13 protein-coding genes and 1 tRNA gene are annotated in these 15,400 nt (G+C 43.0%); 3 read left to right on the top strand and 11 right to left on the bottom strand.

What is annotated here, in order from left to right:
* Positions 1-16: 16 nt before the first annotated feature.
* The 4 genes from ppsA to AC07M6_RS16930 form a co-directional block, all read right to left on the bottom strand.
* Positions 17-2,668, bottom strand: a complete 2,652-nt coding sequence (ppsA, locus tag AC07M6_RS16945) for a phosphoenolpyruvate synthase (RefSeq protein WP_494891429.1) — start codon at positions 2,666-2,668, stop codon at positions 17-19.
* A 121-nt stretch (positions 2,669-2,789) separates the two neighbouring features.
* Positions 2,790-3,416: a hypothetical protein gene (locus AC07M6_RS16940; RefSeq protein WP_494891427.1), complete on the bottom strand. Its 627-nt coding sequence runs from the start codon at positions 3,414-3,416 to the stop codon at positions 2,790-2,792.
* A 148-nt stretch (positions 3,417-3,564) separates the two neighbouring features.
* Positions 3,565-3,963: a VOC family protein gene (locus tag AC07M6_RS16935; RefSeq protein ID WP_494891425.1), complete on the bottom strand. Its 399-nt coding sequence runs from the start codon at positions 3,961-3,963 to the stop codon at positions 3,565-3,567.
* 22 nt (positions 3,964-3,985) lie between these two features.
* Positions 3,986-4,558, bottom strand: a complete 573-nt coding sequence (locus AC07M6_RS16930; protein WP_494891423.1) for a DUF4199 domain-containing protein — start codon at positions 4,556-4,558, stop codon at positions 3,986-3,988.
* Positions 4,559-5,072: 514 nt separating this feature from the next.
* Here AC07M6_RS16930 and AC07M6_RS16925 point away from each other — a divergent pair.
* Positions 5,073-6,896, top strand: coding sequence for a hypothetical protein (locus AC07M6_RS16925; protein WP_494891422.1), 1,824 nt, complete (start codon positions 5,073-5,075; stop codon positions 6,894-6,896).
* A 150-nt stretch (positions 6,897-7,046) separates the two neighbouring features.
* Here AC07M6_RS16925 and AC07M6_RS16920 read toward each other — a convergent pair whose 3' ends face one another.
* The 4 genes from AC07M6_RS16920 to AC07M6_RS16905 form a co-directional block, all read right to left on the bottom strand.
* Complete coding sequence (locus AC07M6_RS16920; RefSeq protein WP_494891420.1) at positions 7,047-7,913, bottom strand: DUF808 domain-containing protein; 867 nt, start codon at positions 7,911-7,913, stop codon at positions 7,047-7,049.
* Between the two features lie 253 nt (positions 7,914-8,166).
* Positions 8,167-8,925, bottom strand: a complete 759-nt coding sequence (locus tag AC07M6_RS16915) for an SDR family NAD(P)-dependent oxidoreductase (protein WP_494891419.1) — start codon at positions 8,923-8,925, stop codon at positions 8,167-8,169.
* A gap of 27 nt (positions 8,926-8,952) precedes the next feature.
* Positions 8,953-9,579 (bottom strand): NADPH-dependent F420 reductase, encoded by a 627-nt coding sequence (locus tag AC07M6_RS16910; RefSeq protein WP_494891418.1) that lies wholly within the window; start codon positions 9,577-9,579, stop codon positions 8,953-8,955.
* A gap of 16 nt (positions 9,580-9,595) precedes the next feature.
* The gene (locus tag AC07M6_RS16905; RefSeq protein WP_494891417.1) at positions 9,596-10,348 is read right to left on the bottom strand and encodes an SDR family NAD(P)-dependent oxidoreductase; all 753 of its coding nucleotides are present in this window, start codon (positions 10,346-10,348) and stop codon (positions 9,596-9,598) included.
* A 105-nt stretch (positions 10,349-10,453) separates the two neighbouring features.
* Between AC07M6_RS16905 and AC07M6_RS16900 the strand changes: the two genes are divergently transcribed.
* Entirely contained in the window at positions 10,454-10,825 is a 372-nt protein-coding gene (locus tag AC07M6_RS16900; RefSeq protein ID WP_494891416.1) for a winged helix-turn-helix transcriptional regulator, read from the top strand.
* 422 nt (positions 10,826-11,247) lie between these two features.
* Positions 11,248-11,703, top strand: coding sequence for a Rid family hydrolase (locus AC07M6_RS16895; RefSeq protein ID WP_494891414.1), 456 nt, complete (start codon positions 11,248-11,250; stop codon positions 11,701-11,703).
* 378 nt (positions 11,704-12,081) lie between these two features.
* Here the strand turns inward: AC07M6_RS16895 and AC07M6_RS16890 are convergent, their stop codons facing one another.
* The 3 genes from AC07M6_RS16890 to metG all read right to left on the bottom strand — a co-directional run bounded on the left by AC07M6_RS16890 (position 12,082) and on the right by metG (position 15,178).
* The gene (locus AC07M6_RS16890) at positions 12,082-12,810 is read right to left on the bottom strand and encodes a hypothetical protein (RefSeq protein WP_494891412.1); all 729 of its coding nucleotides are present in this window, start codon (positions 12,808-12,810) and stop codon (positions 12,082-12,084) included.
* Positions 12,811-12,911: 101 nt separating this feature from the next.
* Positions 12,912-12,983: transfer RNA gene (locus AC07M6_RS16885), tRNA-Arg, on the bottom strand.
* 128 nt (positions 12,984-13,111) lie between these two features.
* Positions 13,112-15,178, bottom strand: a complete 2,067-nt coding sequence (gene metG / locus AC07M6_RS16880) for a methionine--tRNA ligase (protein ID WP_494891410.1) — start codon at positions 15,176-15,178, stop codon at positions 13,112-13,114.
* Positions 15,179-15,400: the final 222 nt, after the last annotated feature.

The raw sequence follows: 15,400 nt of genomic DNA, 5'->3' as shown, positions 1-15,400 counted from the left end.
TACTTTCTTCAGCTTGCTACAGTATTTCTATATACCCGTCCGTACCGTTCACCCGGATGCGCTGTCCGTCTTTGATCAGTTTGGTGGCATACTCCACACCAACCACTGCCGGTAAGCCATATTCACGCGCAATAACTGCTCCATGGGTCATCAGTCCGCCAACTTCGGTAACCAGGCCTTTTATGGAAACAAACAATGCTGTCCAGCTGGGGTCGGTAAAGGTGGTAACCAATATATCTCCGTCTTCTATCTCCGCATCTTCCATGTTTAAAATAACACGTGCCCGTCCTTCTATAACTCCGGACGATACTGCCATTCCCGCAATAGACCCGGCAGGGAGATCTTCCCGTTTATATTTTCCCGTAATAATCTCGCCATCAGACGTGATAACACGCGGGGGCGTTAGTTTTTCATATAATTTGTACTCCTCTTTTCGTTTGCTGATGATTGGGTGATGCGGTTTATGTGTGCAAACCATTTCGCTAAGTTCTTCAAAACTGAGGTAGTAAATATCTTCTTTTTCATGAATAATATTGGCCTGTACCAGCTGTTCAGCTTCTTTCAGTAAAGCCTGCTTATAAACGAAGTAGCGACTAATAAACCCGTATTTAGGGTACTCACGATAACCGGCGAAGTTTCGGAGCAGGCTGATCATCCGTTTTGTTTCTTTGGCTTTTTGTTCGCCATCCGGCAATTGCTTCAATCTATCCAGTAACTCCTGTTCCTTTTTCAAAGCTTCCTGTCGCCCCTGTTCAAATTTCCGGTTGCCTTCATTAGGCTCAAAGTTTTTGATGTTGCTCAGAATCACGGGAACAAGCGTTAATGGTTTTTCACTCCAGCGGGTTCTGGTAATATCTATCTCACCGGCACACCGCATCCCGTATTTATCGAGATAATCATTGATAGCGTCCCGGGTTTCCTGTCCACCTTCAAATTGAACAAGTCCACTCAAAAAGTTATCATTTTTTACGTGTTGCAAATAATCGATTACGTCCGGGTAAGGGCGAATCACATCAGCGACATTCAACAGCGCCAAACCCATTTCCGAAGTAATATTGTTAGGTACGGATTGAGAAAGAATGTCTGCAGCGTTTTTCTCACCCAGCCATTCGTTCATTTTTTCATTGATCCAGAATGAAGCATTTATACCCGTCATCAGCACACCAAAACTTTGCGGGTCAAATGCGACCTTCTTTAATTGCTGAAGATCTTCCAGGATAAAATCAAACAGATCCGGGCCTGATTTGGTTTGGATATTCTGTTTTAACGCTTCTATTGATGTTTGACTATTCCTGATCAAATCAGCAACGATTGATGGATCGTAATCGTTTAGTGTTTGATAATTGGCAGGCGACGCAGGTTTATTGTTTTCACCCGGGCCGGATTCTTTTTTATCATCCGGTAACAATTTAATAAAATCTTCCCGCTCTATGATAGTTGTAAGTGCGTCTTTTATGAGCGGGTCGGACTTTCCTAAAGTGACGTTTAGTAAAGTTTCTCTGCCGGCAGGTGAAGCCAGCATAGCTGTAATATCAATAAATAATCTTCCACCGGCAGTACGCATGGGTGCCCGGGTGGTTAAAAGCCAAACAGACAATCCCAAAGGTTTCATGGGGTCGGTCATCATTTGTTGATGACCGACAGATACATAAACATGATTTTCATGGTCATCCGCTTCAGGGATAGGGAACAAAGTAGTAATTGGCCGGCTCTGGACAATATAAAATGTATCGCCGGCCCAACACCATTCAATGTCCTGCGGGCAGTCAAAATATTCTTCTATCTCTCTGCCAATAAGGGCAAGTTGCAAAATCTGCTCATCCGTCAGCGCCTGTTTATTCTGCATTTCAGACTCAACCTCCTGTTCTTCGGTACCGCCGTCCTTTAAAGCAACAATAACCCGTTCTTTGATGGGTATTTGCTTATTGATAATCCCGCCGTCGCGCACTTTATAGTTGTCGGGATTTACCCGGCCGGAAACCATGGCCTCGCCAAGCCCGAAGCTCGCATCAATAGATAACGTTTTCCTGTTACCAGTTACAGGATCGGCAGTAAACAAAATTCCTGCCGCCTGCGGGAATACCATTTGCTGAACAACCACAGCCAGTTGGACCTTACGGTGATCGAAACCGTTTTGAAGACGGTAGATTACCGCCCTGTCGGTAAATAGCGATGCCCAGCACCTGCTGATATGCTTTAGGATGGCCTCCTTCCCGATAACGTTCAAATATGTATCCTGCTGGCCTGCGAAGGAGGCCGTCGGCAGGTCTTCCGCCGTAGCGCTTGACCGCACAGCAAAAGCATCTTTTTCACCAAACCTGGTGAGATACCCCACGATCTCTTCTGCCAGATCCTCAGCGATGGGTGCGCTTTCGATGACCATACGGATTTTTGCGCTGATCTGGCTGATATTCTCCCGTTCTTCTGCCTTCAAACGCGCTAATTCATTAAGCAAGCTGTTAAACTCCGGGTTGTTTTCGGTTATTCTTTTATATGCTTCGGTAGTAATGCAAAAACCTTCCGGCACACGGATCCCCTTGATCCGGGATAGCTCGCCCAGGTTAGCCCCCTTACCGCCTGCAAGCATCAGCATAGACCTGTCGATATCCTGAAAACCAAGCACATAGGTGTTGCTATTTTTCCCTGACCTTTTGTTTTTAAGTATCATACCGGTGGTTTTTTTGAGCTGTGCAAAGCCAAAAATATAAGGTATACCGCATCAAAACCCCGTTTTTCAACTATATTTTTTTTTGCGCAATATGATGAAAGCAGGAACGTTATCCTTACAATTAGCGGGATGTTTTGCCCGCTTTAATCTGATTGAAATCCTCCCTTTGGGTAAAGTATTGCAGCCCTAAAATCAGCGCTATGGTAGTGGCAAACGTGATCTTCTGCATGATGGGCAAAAACTTAAAATGACCCGAGCCATACAAGTATAGCGTATAATAAAAAACAAGGAGACAAATAACACAGCAAAATTTGAATAGCCGCAGCCTTGATTTCAGAACGAAAACTGTGATGTAAAACATCCCTATCAAAAACATAGTGCTTGCGATAGAAACCATAATATCGTGCAACGGAGTAGCTATTAAAAAAGCAAATACCATACCGCCGGCCCCAATGTATTTGATAACTTTAGCCGCACCCTGTGCCGGTATCCTCTTTGAAAATTCGATAAAGAACAAGGCAAAACTGGCGGAAAAGAAAACCATTCCGCCAACAGCCCAAAACCGCGCTGCATTAGCTGCCCCATTCACCGCATTTTTACCGAAAAGATTGCTGATATAGTTGTTTTTCCAATCGTACCCAATAGCGTTTTTATCAACTTGCGATCCGCCGGGATAATGCCACGTGGCTATCAGCAGCAGGGATATGGAGATAATTATTCCGAACAGGATGGCATGTTTTTTTAGCATGTGGCAATCTTTAAGGGAATGAGCATATGAACTTAAGCATCTTTCGGTAAACTATATAAAGATAAAAAAGCCTTTAGATTTTTTATCTAAAGGCTTTTGAATAACACGCCTGTGTTGAGCAGGCAATATATGCTAAAAATAATACTGCTTATTCTGCCTCGCTGTCCGACTCATCTTTCGGTTCCCAAAGCTCAATGATATTACCTTCGGGATCCAGCACATGGACGAATTTGCCATAATCATATTCGGCAATTTCGTCAACAATGGTTACGTTATCCTTTTTTAGTTCTTCAACCAGCGCAACCAGGTTTTCTACCCGGTAATTGATCATAAAAGGTTTTTCCGACGGATTGAAATATTTGGTATCCTTCGGAAATGCACACCAGGATGTCGATCCCTTTTTTGACGGATCATCGGCTTCCCGCCACTCAAATGTAGTTCCGTATGCACTGGTAACCAATCCCAGGTTTTTGGCATACCAATCGTTCATACTTTTTGGGTCATTGCATTTAAAAAACACACCACCCAGGCCCGTTACTTTTTTCATGTTTAATCAGTTCTGTTTTAATTTATACGCTTGCTGCAATTGGTTTAGCTTTATTTTTAAGTATAAGTGCCGCTATCAACGATATCACGATGCCAACCGGCGCAATTTCCAAATAGGTGAACATCGCCCTAAAGGTGAAGCTTGTTTTGTATTTTTCCATCATAACTGCCATTTCAGCCGACTGTTTTTGTATTTCCGCGGCGCTTATCCCGCTTGCCTTCATTTCGGCTATAGCCTGGGCCTGGTATTTTTCGCCAAAATCGGGTACGAAATAATTAAAGTCGATCAGCCAAACCACCACATATACCGTCGATGCGATAAGCGTTATCAAAAGGCCAACACCCAGCGCTTTACCAAAAGTAATTTGGCCGTTGCTGTAAGTATCCCGGTAATTTTTAATGCCTACAAAAATGAGCGAAAATGCCAGTATCATCGTTGTATAACCCAATATCATCCGGGTGTTCAGGCTTAAACTATCGCTCAATACCCCTTCGCTCAACACACCCCACGATACACTTACAATACCGGCTATTATTCCGTTAATCCAAATTACCTTTTTCATTTTTTCTATTGTTTTAAGTTTAAATCTCGTCAAAATTGAATTAATGGCTTGTATTTTAAGTCATACTTTCGAGTGATTTTTCAAAAAAACGCGATGAGCGCACTCCAAACACAAGCAGACCAAATGATTTACCAACACTATCCCTTACTCCTAATGAGCTTTGATCCTATTGTAAAATAGTTAAGGACTAATATATCATTATTAATGCACCTTATTAAGCTGAACACAAAAGCCTTCGGGGCTTAATCTAAAGACCGTTTTAATTGCTTTTTAACATCAGCCTTTATTAGTTTAAATAATTATCTATCTTGCGCCAACAACAACCCACAATCATCTTATCATGAAAAAAGTTTTATTCCTTTTCGCAATGGTCATCGCATCCAACTTTTCCTATGCGCAATGAACTGACGATGGTACCAATGTTTATCTTACCAATAGCAGTCGTAACCTTGGCATCGGTGTCATCAAACGCCGGTAAAGGCCGCCAGCTAACACAACATAGCTTTATAAGCTGATTTTATATTTCTTAAACCACCGTCACCGGATCATGAATTCATTTAAATCCAATATAACCTTATTATTTTTCCTCATCTTTTTTTGTCAATTCATCTACAGTTGTAAAAAGGAAGAAAAGGAAACACCAGAAGAGCCAAAATTCTTTTCACCATCCGGATTAAAAGCAATTGTTTTCAGTGATTCTACCATTAAAATAAGCTGGAAAGACAATAGTAACATCGAAACCTCTTTTCAAGTTCAGCGTAAAGATGGTTCCGGCCAATATCGGCTTATAAAAGAAGTTCCGGCCAATGACACCGTGTTCATTGATTCAGATGTAGCCCCGAATTTGCTTTATACTTACAGAGTCCGCGCGGAAAATAAAAGTATAGAAACTTCTTTTTCAGATGAAGCCTCTATAAAGCTCAGTCTTCCCATACCGGTATTAAGCTCCACTGCTATTGACGATTCCAGTATCAAATTGTCCTGGACAGATAATTCAGCACTTGAATCGGGTTTTGTTTTGGAGCGAAGCACCAACGGGCAACCTTTTGTCACGATTGCAACGCCTGCAAAAAATGTACAATCCTATGCAGATAATACGATTCAGGTAAATGTAGATTATCGGTACAGGATAAAGGCTAAAAACATCCTTACCGAAACAGACTATTCTAATATTGTTACTACAAAAATACAGTTTAATGCACCAGGACTTAATTGCTCTCTTCCCGGCGGAAACACCGTTATCCTGACATGGAGCAATAACTCACAGTTTGAGCAGGGCTATATCATAGAACAGGCGTTTAATGATGGTGCCTTTACAGCAATTGCCACGGTTGCCACGCCTCTGCTTACTTATAAGATTGAAAACTTAGATATCTCAAAAAAATACGCATTCAGGGTAAAGGCTTATTCAGCAAAAAACACCAGTGCCTACTCTATCCTGAAAAAAGTTTATTATAATCACAGCAGATATATTGTTACCGAAAGCTACCCAGCCCAGCAGGCTGTAGAGGGCCAGGTAGCTTTATCCCCGTCAGCCAATCTGATTGCGGCCTCCGGGTATTACTCCAGAAATGTAGTTATTGCCAACCGTTCGATTCATTCCACCAGCATCCTTTCCACCGGGCATATCAAGGGCACTTTCGCACTTAGATTTTCGCCAGATAATCAATACCTGGCAATCACCAGTGCGGGAGATGGTAACCTGGAGATATGGAACGTAACAGCACAAACACTTTATAAAACGGCAGCTACAGGCATGGAAGCCACTTTTGCCCTGGCTTTTAATAGTGCTGGCAATTTATTAGCAGTAGGCGGCACGGGAACGAGTAAAATATTAGTTTACAACTTTCCATCCATGACGCTTAAATATACCCTGGCAACCGACAACAGCAATGTGCGCGATCTGCTATTTTATGAGAATGACACCCGGCTGATCTCCTGCGGCAACAATGACAAAATACAATTCTGGAACCTGGGCACACTGCAGCTCGAAAAAACACTCGCCGGCACGTCCGGGCATATCGGAACAATAGACCTTAATGCCGATGCTGGTTTAATCACCAGCAGCAGCTACGATGCCACGTCGGATCAATTAAAGATATGGAATACTAATGGTAACTTAGTCCGGGCAATTAATGTTGGGACCGGAGTTAGCAGTACCTTTTTCGGACCAGATAACAATATTTATTGCAGCGACTATCTTGGCAATGTCCAGGTGATCGATCAATCCGGCAATATTTTGAATAAAATTCCTATAGGCAGCCCTATTTATTTTGCTGATTTTAATAAAACGCTAAAATTGCTGACAACTTTCAGCGCAGACGGGAACATCAATGTTTTAACCAATGCCCCGGTGTGGCAGGAATATTAACAGGATCATTTTGTTGTCTGTCGAGTGGTACTTTTCGGTTAATCATATGCCAATGCGCTAAATTTATAAATTATTCAGTCACGGATTTAAGCTCGCTTTCTATTGATCAAATAGTGCATTAAAACTGCTTTGTATGGTGTGGCGGGTAGATTATTTCTTAAAAAATGACAGTATCTTTTTACCTCCTGTTATCAAAGCTACCATCATTAAGCCGGCAACCAATCCTATCGTAAGTTCCCTGATCATTGATGGCAGGTTTGGCAATAAATGATGTAAATATTCGATATTGTGAGCAAAAATTCCACCTGAAACCAAGATCAAAGCAATGGTTCCAACAACGCTTAGCAGCTTAATAATAACCGGTAACGATTTAACCAGCAAAACCCCCACGGCCGAAAAGAAACCTTTGTTATTGGAGCGCTTGATCAGCTGATAGCCGGCATCATCCATCCTGACAATAATTGCAACTATGCCATAAACGCCTATTGTTGCCAGAAATGCCACAACCGAAACGGTTATTACCTGTATGGCCATGCTCCTTTCTGTTACAGACCCCAGCGCAATAATTACGATCTCGATAGACAAAATGAAGTCGGTTGTTACAGCCGATTTAATTTTTGCTTTTTCGGCATCAGTATCATTCTGCCCGCTTTCTTTAATTACCTGGTGTGCTGTTTTTGAACGATGAAAAAGGTATTCAATTATTTTTTCAACGCCCTCGTAAGCCAGGTAAAAGCCCCCTAAAACCAGGGCGATTTTAACAGCCAGCGGGAAAAACACACTTAATAATAAAGCAATGGGGACAATAATGAGCTTATTAACTAACGATCCTTTTGTAATAGCCCATAGTACCGGCAATTCGCGCGACGATAAAAAACCGGTAGCTTTTTCTGCATTCACCGCTAAATCGTCGCCCAATATCCCTGTTGTTTTACGTGCCGCTACTTTAGCGGTCACCGCTACATCATCCATCAAAGCGCCTATATCGTCCAAAATCGCAAAAAAACCTGATGCCATGTTTTATTTTTTGTTATGGCTGTAAAATATAAATTAAACCTGATTTTGAGCTAAAATTTATGCAAACAGGCAGTTTACAGGTTAAACACAGGATAGTAAATAATAAAAAGCCTTCAGATTTTCATCTGAAGGCTTTCCAATTTTATTGCCATATCTGGTGGTCTCAAAGGCTCCGATTTATCGTTATTCATTAACCTGACGGCATAATAAAGACCGATTTTACAAATGGCGACCAGAAGTATTTCAAACTATTTTAAAAACCATACATACCACCCGAAACGGAAATTTGCTCACCTGTAATCCACGCGGCATCATCGGAAGCCAGGAATACGGCAGCTTTGGCAATATCCTCGGGCTGGCCTCTGCGGCCCAGCGGTGTGTTGGCAATAAACATTTTTTCATATTCACTGCCGGCGGTAACGCCAGCCGCGGTTGCACCTTCTGTTTCTGTAGCGCCCGGCAAAATAGAATTGATACGAATGTTCTGTGCACCTAACTCTTTTGATAAAGAAATCGTGATGGCATCTAATGCCGCTTTAGTTGCCGAATACAAAGAGGCCCCCGGCAGCGGCATTTTGCTGGCACCCGAACTGATGTTGATGACATTCCCGCCGTTGTCGCCAAACAGTTTCAAGGCTGCCTGGATAGTTAATATGGGACCAAGCACATTGACATTAAAACTATTATGAAAAGTTTCTGCTGATATCCCTTCAATAGGTGCATATCCCTGATAAACCGCGTTGTTGACCAATATATTCAGCCCTCCGAAGGCTTTTTTTGTTTCTTCAAACAGCCGGGTTACATCCGCTTCGTTCGACACGTCGGCCTGTACGGCAATGGCAATGCCGCCACTGCCGGTTATTTCCTTAACCACTTTATCTGCGCCTTCTTTGCTTGAGGCATAATTCACCACAACCTTTGCGCCTGCTGCCGCGAAATGTTTGGCAATAGCTGCGCCTATTCCTTTTGAAGCACCGGTAACGACCGCTACTTTGTTTTTTAATTTACTCATTGTTTCTATTATTTAATTTTTGATTTATTAGTCGAACTTGATTAAGTCCTGAAAGATCAGTTTACCCCAGGTATTTCCCTGCGCCTGCACCAGCAGTCCGCCTTCCGAAAGCCCACCAAGTTTGACTGCCGCGAAACCAAGATCTTCCGCAAGCGTACTGATCTCCGCTGCTGCGCCTTCATCATCGCTCGCCAGAAACACGACTCTATTGCCGCTATGTACGGCCGGATCCTGTTCAAGGATGGCAGCCCCCAAATGGTTAAAGCCCTTAACGAGTTTCCCACCGGTGAAAGCCTGCGCTACAAATTTGGCAGACGGCAGCCCTCCCAGCTTTTCGGGCGACACGCCGTAGGCGTTGGTCACATCAACGATGGTCTTCCCCTGCCAGTCGGACAGCGCCTTCGCGACATCCGGGTGCGACTCGAAACGCACCGCTAAAAAGATGACGTCCGCTTTGACGGCTTCAGCCAATGTTGTGGCAATAACTCCGGGGCCGATCCTGGCCGCCTCGGGCGCAAAACTTTCCGGGTCGCGCGTGGTGGCAACGGATACTTCGATGCCTTTACGGGCGAACGCCTTCGCCAGGGCTTTGCCGATTTTGCCAAAGCCGATAATGGCGTAGCTTTTTGCTACGTTATTTTGTGAATTATTCATTTTGAAATTATTTTGATTATTTAGACAAATAGGTCATGCCGCCATCCACCAGGAGTTCGGCACCCAACATAAACGAAGAATCATCAGAGGCCAGGAAAACGGCTGTTTTACCAATGTCGGAAGGTTGCCCGATCCTGCCTATCGGCATTTGATCAGCAAAATGTTTTTTTACCGCGTCCATTTGTTCTGCGGGAACAAACTTGTCAAATGCCGGTGTATCTGTGGTGCCTGGTGTGATCACATTTGCCCTGATCTTTCTCTCTAAAAGGTCGCTTGAAAACCCTTTGGCTAAATAGATCACGGCCGCTTTGGCGGCACCATAAAGCGTAAAATTAGCATAGGCCCGGTGTGCCGCATTTGACCCGATCAGAATAATAGAACCACCATCATTCATATAGGGCAATGCTTTTTGTACAGTGAAGTAAACACTTTTCAGGTTCAGGTCAATGGCCTGGTCAAACGCGTCTTCGTCAAAAGTCGCCACCGTTCCTACTGCTCCGGCACCCGCATTGGCTACGATCACGTCTATTTTACCAAATCTTTCGGCGGTGGCTTTAAAGACTCTTTCCAGGTCGGCCAGGTTGGTCACATCGGCGTTGATGGCGATAAAATTATCGCCAAGCTGAGCCACAGCACTTGCTAATGTCTCCGGATTTCTACCGACTATAACACCCTTTGCGCCTTCATGCTTGAATTCCAGGGCAATGCCCAATCCAATACCGCTATTACCGCCGGTGATTACGGCTACTTTATTTGTTAATCTGCTCATTTTTAAATATTTTCAATTTGTTTCACAAAGTTACTATCAATAGTTTATATTTGTAACTAACATGGTTTATTCTGGTTACCGCTGGGTAACTACAAATTTGAAAATATGAGAGACGAGAGATTTTGCGCTTCGAATTGCCCCTTTACGCGAGCGATCGGCACTATTGGTAATAAATGGAAACCGATCATCATCAATGTGATTGGCACCCGCACCATTCGTTTTGGCCAACTGGATTCCATCGTACCACACATTTCAAGGAAAGTACTGGCCGAACAGTTAAAAGAGCTGGAAGAAGACGGGCTATTGGAAAGACTGGCCTATAAGGAACTACCGCCCAGGGTAGAATATAAATTATCTGAAAAAGGCTTAGCTTTTCTGCCGATTTTAGAAAGCATCAAAGAATGGAATTGCAAATATGAAGTAGCTACAATGACTGAAGATCCCGATAGAAAAAGTAGGGTTACTTATGCCGGATAGTGTAAAATCGAAACTGGACGTTTGGATCCAGTTTCTGATATTCAGCATATAGGCTTTTAAGATTCATTGGGGTTTCCGGTCGCTTTTCTACGAAGTTACTCAAAAGCCCTCAACATAAAAAAGCCTTCAGATTTTCATCCAAAGGCTTTCAATAATCTTTCCCTGTTCCCAAGGTGGGTCATTTAGTGGTCCGTAGACTACAAAAACTCGAACTCTTTTATGGTTGATTTGCATTGTGCGGCGGGTTTGGAAGATAATTCAATCCGAAGGTGACCGTTAAGGTCGTTTATAGATAATGTGGCGGATACCATCGTTTCGAAAACGACCAAACTATGGAAATATTTGAATTTAAAAAATGCGGAAACAGCTCTTATCTTTTATGGGAATTATTTTTTAATTTTATAGCATTATGATAATAAGATATGGCTAAAATTACCTTTTTGTTCTTTCTATGTATACTAACTTGCCCCTTTTTAACAGCTGCACAAAACTCTTCGACGGTTCCACTCCCTACAGGAACCTCGACTTTTAAATGGGCAGGCAATACATTATATGTGAGTGGGACGCTCGACCCCGACATAAAGTCTCATCCGACTACCGAGCTACAAACTGTTGGGCTAATAAAATATCTTAAGGAACTTCTGGAATCGCAAGGATTAACGTTGAGAGATGTGGCAATGATGCACGTATACCTTGGTGGTGATCCCGCCAGGGACGGTAGGATGGACTTTCGCGGAATGATGGCTGGTTATACCCAATTCTTCGGCACCAAGGAAAACCCGAATAAGCCTGCCCGAACAACCGTCCAGGTAGTTCTACCGGCAGCCAGCGTGGGTGCGTTGATAGAAATCGATTTAATAGCTGTACGTTCTAACTAGTACCCAACTCTCCGTGGCTTACTGTATCAGTCCAAAATTTACAACTCCGGACTGATATATCTGTTTACGACTTTATAATAAAGCATTTAGACTTTCATCTTATTTCTTAACGTTAGCATTTCCTGTATCTTTCCTTATGCGTTTTCTAAATCAATAAATTTTGCCATACTAAATTATTAAGTCCCTTGCAAGGATATTTAAGCAGATAAGAGATTCAACAAAAAAGCCTTTAGACTTTCATCTAAAGGCTTTAAACAATCTTTCCCATGCCGTTCCCATGGATGGGTGTAAATGTGGTCCTTAGACTACAAAACTCGAACTCTTTTATGGCTGATTTGCATTTTGCGGCGGGTTTGGAGGAATAATTACCCGCAGTTTTTAGTACTTCTTTTTTTGATAAATATATTTATGCTGTTTAATTCTTGAAGTATCAATTTCAAATATTGCAGGATCGACAGATTGTTCTTTGACAGCTATAACGTCATACGTTTTAATTGATAAAATATTTTTGTGCGAACTGCCATAATGAACTGCTTTGAATTTCAAATAAAAAGCACCAGACTCTTCTGTGACTTTGTTAAAGAATCCCAGATTCCAGTTTTTAAAGTGTTCCTTATCAATATTTAAATATCCTCTTGAAAATACAAAGACAAAATCTGTATAGGTGGTGGAGTCTTTTCCGGGATAGCTGGAGCTTAATTCGATGCTTTCACACTTTTTCGACAATATTTGATCGTTAATTTTTTTTACTTTAAAGCTGTCCAATTTTTCATCTGGAAAATTCAGATTAACTTGATATAAGGTATCCGAAGTATTAAGCATAAATAAGCGTAAGGGCTTCTCTCCGAAATAATAATCTTTGACTATGTGGCTTTTTTGAGACGCTTCCGAATGTACACTCACATAATTTCCATTAGCGTAAAATAGCTGTATAGTGTCATCTAAATTAATAAAGCCATCATTAGTTTTTGATATTTCATGAAAAGTAATTACTCCTTCAAACTCTTTAACGCCTGTACTCTTTTTAGATTCTCTTCCGAATTTACATCCGAACTGAGAGATAAATATGATCGTTGAAAGTAATAGGGTGGTTAAGGATTTAAGCATAATGCTAAATTAAAAAAGAATACTCACAAAAAAGCCTTCAGATTTCCTCTGAAGGCTTTTTCAATTTTATTCCCATGCTTGTCATACCTTGGGTCATTTAGTGGTCCCGACGAGAATCGAACTCATATCTAGAGTTTAGGAAACTCCTATTCTATCCGTTGAACTACGGGACCTTGTTAAATGTGCAAATGCGTGGATGTGCAAATATGCAAATTCAAATTAGTTTGCAAATGTGCAAATTATTGGCGATTTAGGCAAAAACATTTGCATATCCGCATATTTGCACATCTGCACACTAAAACTACCGTATCACCGCGCCATTGGGCATACCCTCGCCAGGGGCAACAAAGGTGAGCTTGCCTTCGGCGTTCTCTGCCATCAGGATCATCCCTTGCGATACGATCCCTTTTATTTCGCGCGGTTCCAGGTTTACCAGTATGCTTACCTGTTGTCCGATTATCGCTTCGGCTTCAAAATGTTCGGCAATGCCTGATACTACCGTACGCTGATCGATGCCGGTATCAATGGTCAGCTTCATCAGCTTTTTGGTTTTGGCTACCTTTTCGGCCGTCAGTATGGTACCCACACGGATATCCATGGTGGCAAAGGTTTCGTAGTTAATATCTTCTTTTGCCGGGGCTATTTCAGCGGCGGGGGCGGCGGCGCTTACCGCTTCTTTTTTAGCCTGTAGTTTGGCAATTTGCTTTTCAATGGCTTCGTCTTCTACTTTTTCAAACAGGAGCGATGCAGCGCTTAGCTGATGTCCGTCGGCAAAAACAGCTTCCTCGTCTAAAGCTATGCTATCCTTGTGCCAGTTCAGCATGGCTAACAGTTTTTTAGCCGTTGCCGGCAAAAAGGGTTGCAGTCCACAGGCAATATGAACTATCAGCACCAGGCAATTGTGCAGGGCTTCGCGGGCGCCGGCTTCGTCGGTTTTAATGCTTTTCCATGGTTCCCTTTCGGTTAAATAGCGGTTGCCTAAACGGGCCATATCCATCACGGCCTGTAGCCCCTGGCGAAATTTGTAAGCATCCAGGCTGCTGCCCATTTCATCGTACAGGTTACCTATTTCAGTATCTAAATTAGCATCCTGTAAAACGGCGCCGCCAACAATTTTACCGTCGAAGAATTTATGCATCAGTATCATTACCCGGTTTACAAAGTTGCCCAATATGGCCACCAGTTCGTTATTTACGCGGGCCTGGTAATCTTTCCAGGTAAACTCGCTGTCGCTGGTTTCGGGCAGGATAGATGTGAGTACGTAACGCAGTTCATCCTGCTTACCGGGGAACTCTTCCAGATATTCGTGCAGCCAGACAGCGTGATTGCGGCTGGTAGATAGTTTATCGCCTTCCAGGTTCAAAAATTCGTTAGCCGGCACGTTTTCGGGTAATATATACTCGCCATGGGCATGCAATATGGCCGGGAAAATAATACAGTGGAACACAATATTATCCTTACCGATAAAATGCAGCAGGCAGGCATTGTCGGCTTCGTTCTCCTGCTTTTTCCAGTACAGTTGCCAGTCTTTGCCTTTATCCTGTGCCCATTGTTTGGTGGCCGAGATATAACCTATCGGCGCATCCATCCAAACGTACAGTTTTTTACCTTTGGCTTCTTCCAGCGGAACGTCAATCCCCCAATCCAGGTCGCGGGTCATACTGCGTGGCTGCAGGCCCGATTTTAACCAGGACTTGCATTGCCCAAACACGTTCACTTTCCAATCACCCTCCTTGGTATCTATCCAGCTTTCCAGCCAGGCCTGATATTTATCAAGCGGCAGGTACCAGTGTTTGGTGGGCTTTAATATCGGTGATTTTCCGCTCAGGGTAGATACCGGGTTGATCAGGTCTGTAGGGTTTAAGGATGTGCCGCAACGCTCGCATTGGTCGCCGTACGCATTGGGGTTACTGCAATTGGGGCAGGTACCGGTAATATAACGGTCGGCCAAAAACTGCTGATAATCCTCGTCAAAATACTGTTCGGAGTATTTCTCTATAAACTCACCTTTCTCGTACAGGTTCAGGAAAAACTCCTGCGACAGATCATGATGTATGGGTGATGAGGTGCGGTGGTAAATATCAAAGCCGATGCCAAATTGTTCAAAGCTGTCTTTTATCTGCGTGTGGTATTTATCAATAATAGCCTGTGGCGTGGTACCTTCCTTTTTAGCCTTGATGGTAATAGCGGCGCCGTGCTCGTCCGATCCGCAGATGTATACTACGTCTTTCTTTTTCAACCGCAGGTAGCGTACAAAAATATCGGCAGGTATATAAGCGCCGGCCAGGTGGCCAATATGCAGGGGCCCGTTGGCATAAGGCAGCGCCGAAGTAATGGTATATCTTTTAAAATGATCAATTTGCGACATAGTTTGCAAAGATAGGGATTAGTCTTTTAAGTCCGAAGTCGTAAGTCCGAAGCCTCGGGGCAAACACATCTCCATAAATACCATAGCCACTCTTTTAGAGCGGTCGGGGGTAAAAGGGGGTTAACACAACTTAACACAATTCAGGCGTTATTCGACATATATTATTGATAGTCAGTGTTTTAGTTTTTTAATGTGTTAACCCTGAAAACGGCTTTTTTTAAT

This window comes from Mucilaginibacter sp. GW821-FHT07H05 (genome assembly GCF_059418485.1).
This window is presented reverse-complemented; position numbering and strand designations above follow the sequence as displayed.

Coding starts and splice junctions, on each gene's coding strand:
- ppsA (WP_494891429.1), bottom strand. CDS start 2,668: ATGATACTTAAAAACAAAAGGTCAGGGAAAAATAGCAACACCTATGTG.
- AC07M6_RS16940 (WP_494891427.1), bottom strand. CDS start 3,416: ATGCTAAAAAAACATGCCATCCTGTTCGGAATAATTATCTCCATATCC.
- AC07M6_RS16935 (WP_494891425.1), bottom strand. CDS start 3,963: ATGAAAAAAGTAACGGGCCTGGGTGGTGTGTTTTTTAAATGCAATGAC.
- AC07M6_RS16925 (WP_494891422.1), top strand. CDS start 5,073: ATGAATTCATTTAAATCCAATATAACCTTATTATTTTTCCTCATCTTT.
- AC07M6_RS16920 (WP_494891420.1), bottom strand. CDS start 7,913: ATGGCATCAGGTTTTTTTGCGATTTTGGACGATATAGGCGCTTTGATG.
- AC07M6_RS16915 (WP_494891419.1), bottom strand. CDS start 8,925: ATGAGTAAATTAAAAAACAAAGTAGCGGTCGTTACCGGTGCTTCAAAA.
- AC07M6_RS16910 (WP_494891418.1), bottom strand. CDS start 9,579: ATGAATAATTCACAAAATAACGTAGCAAAAAGCTACGCCATTATCGGC.
- AC07M6_RS16905 (WP_494891417.1), bottom strand. CDS start 10,348: ATGAGCAGATTAACAAATAAAGTAGCCGTAATCACCGGCGGTAATAGC.
- AC07M6_RS16900 (WP_494891416.1), top strand. CDS start 10,454: ATGAGAGACGAGAGATTTTGCGCTTCGAATTGCCCCTTTACGCGAGCG.
- AC07M6_RS16895 (WP_494891414.1), top strand. CDS start 11,248: ATGGCTAAAATTACCTTTTTGTTCTTTCTATGTATACTAACTTGCCCC.
- AC07M6_RS16890 (WP_494891412.1), bottom strand. CDS start 12,810: ATGCTTAAATCCTTAACCACCCTATTACTTTCAACGATCATATTTATC.
- metG (WP_494891410.1), bottom strand. CDS start 15,178: ATGTCGCAAATTGATCATTTTAAAAGATATACCATTACTTCGGCGCTG.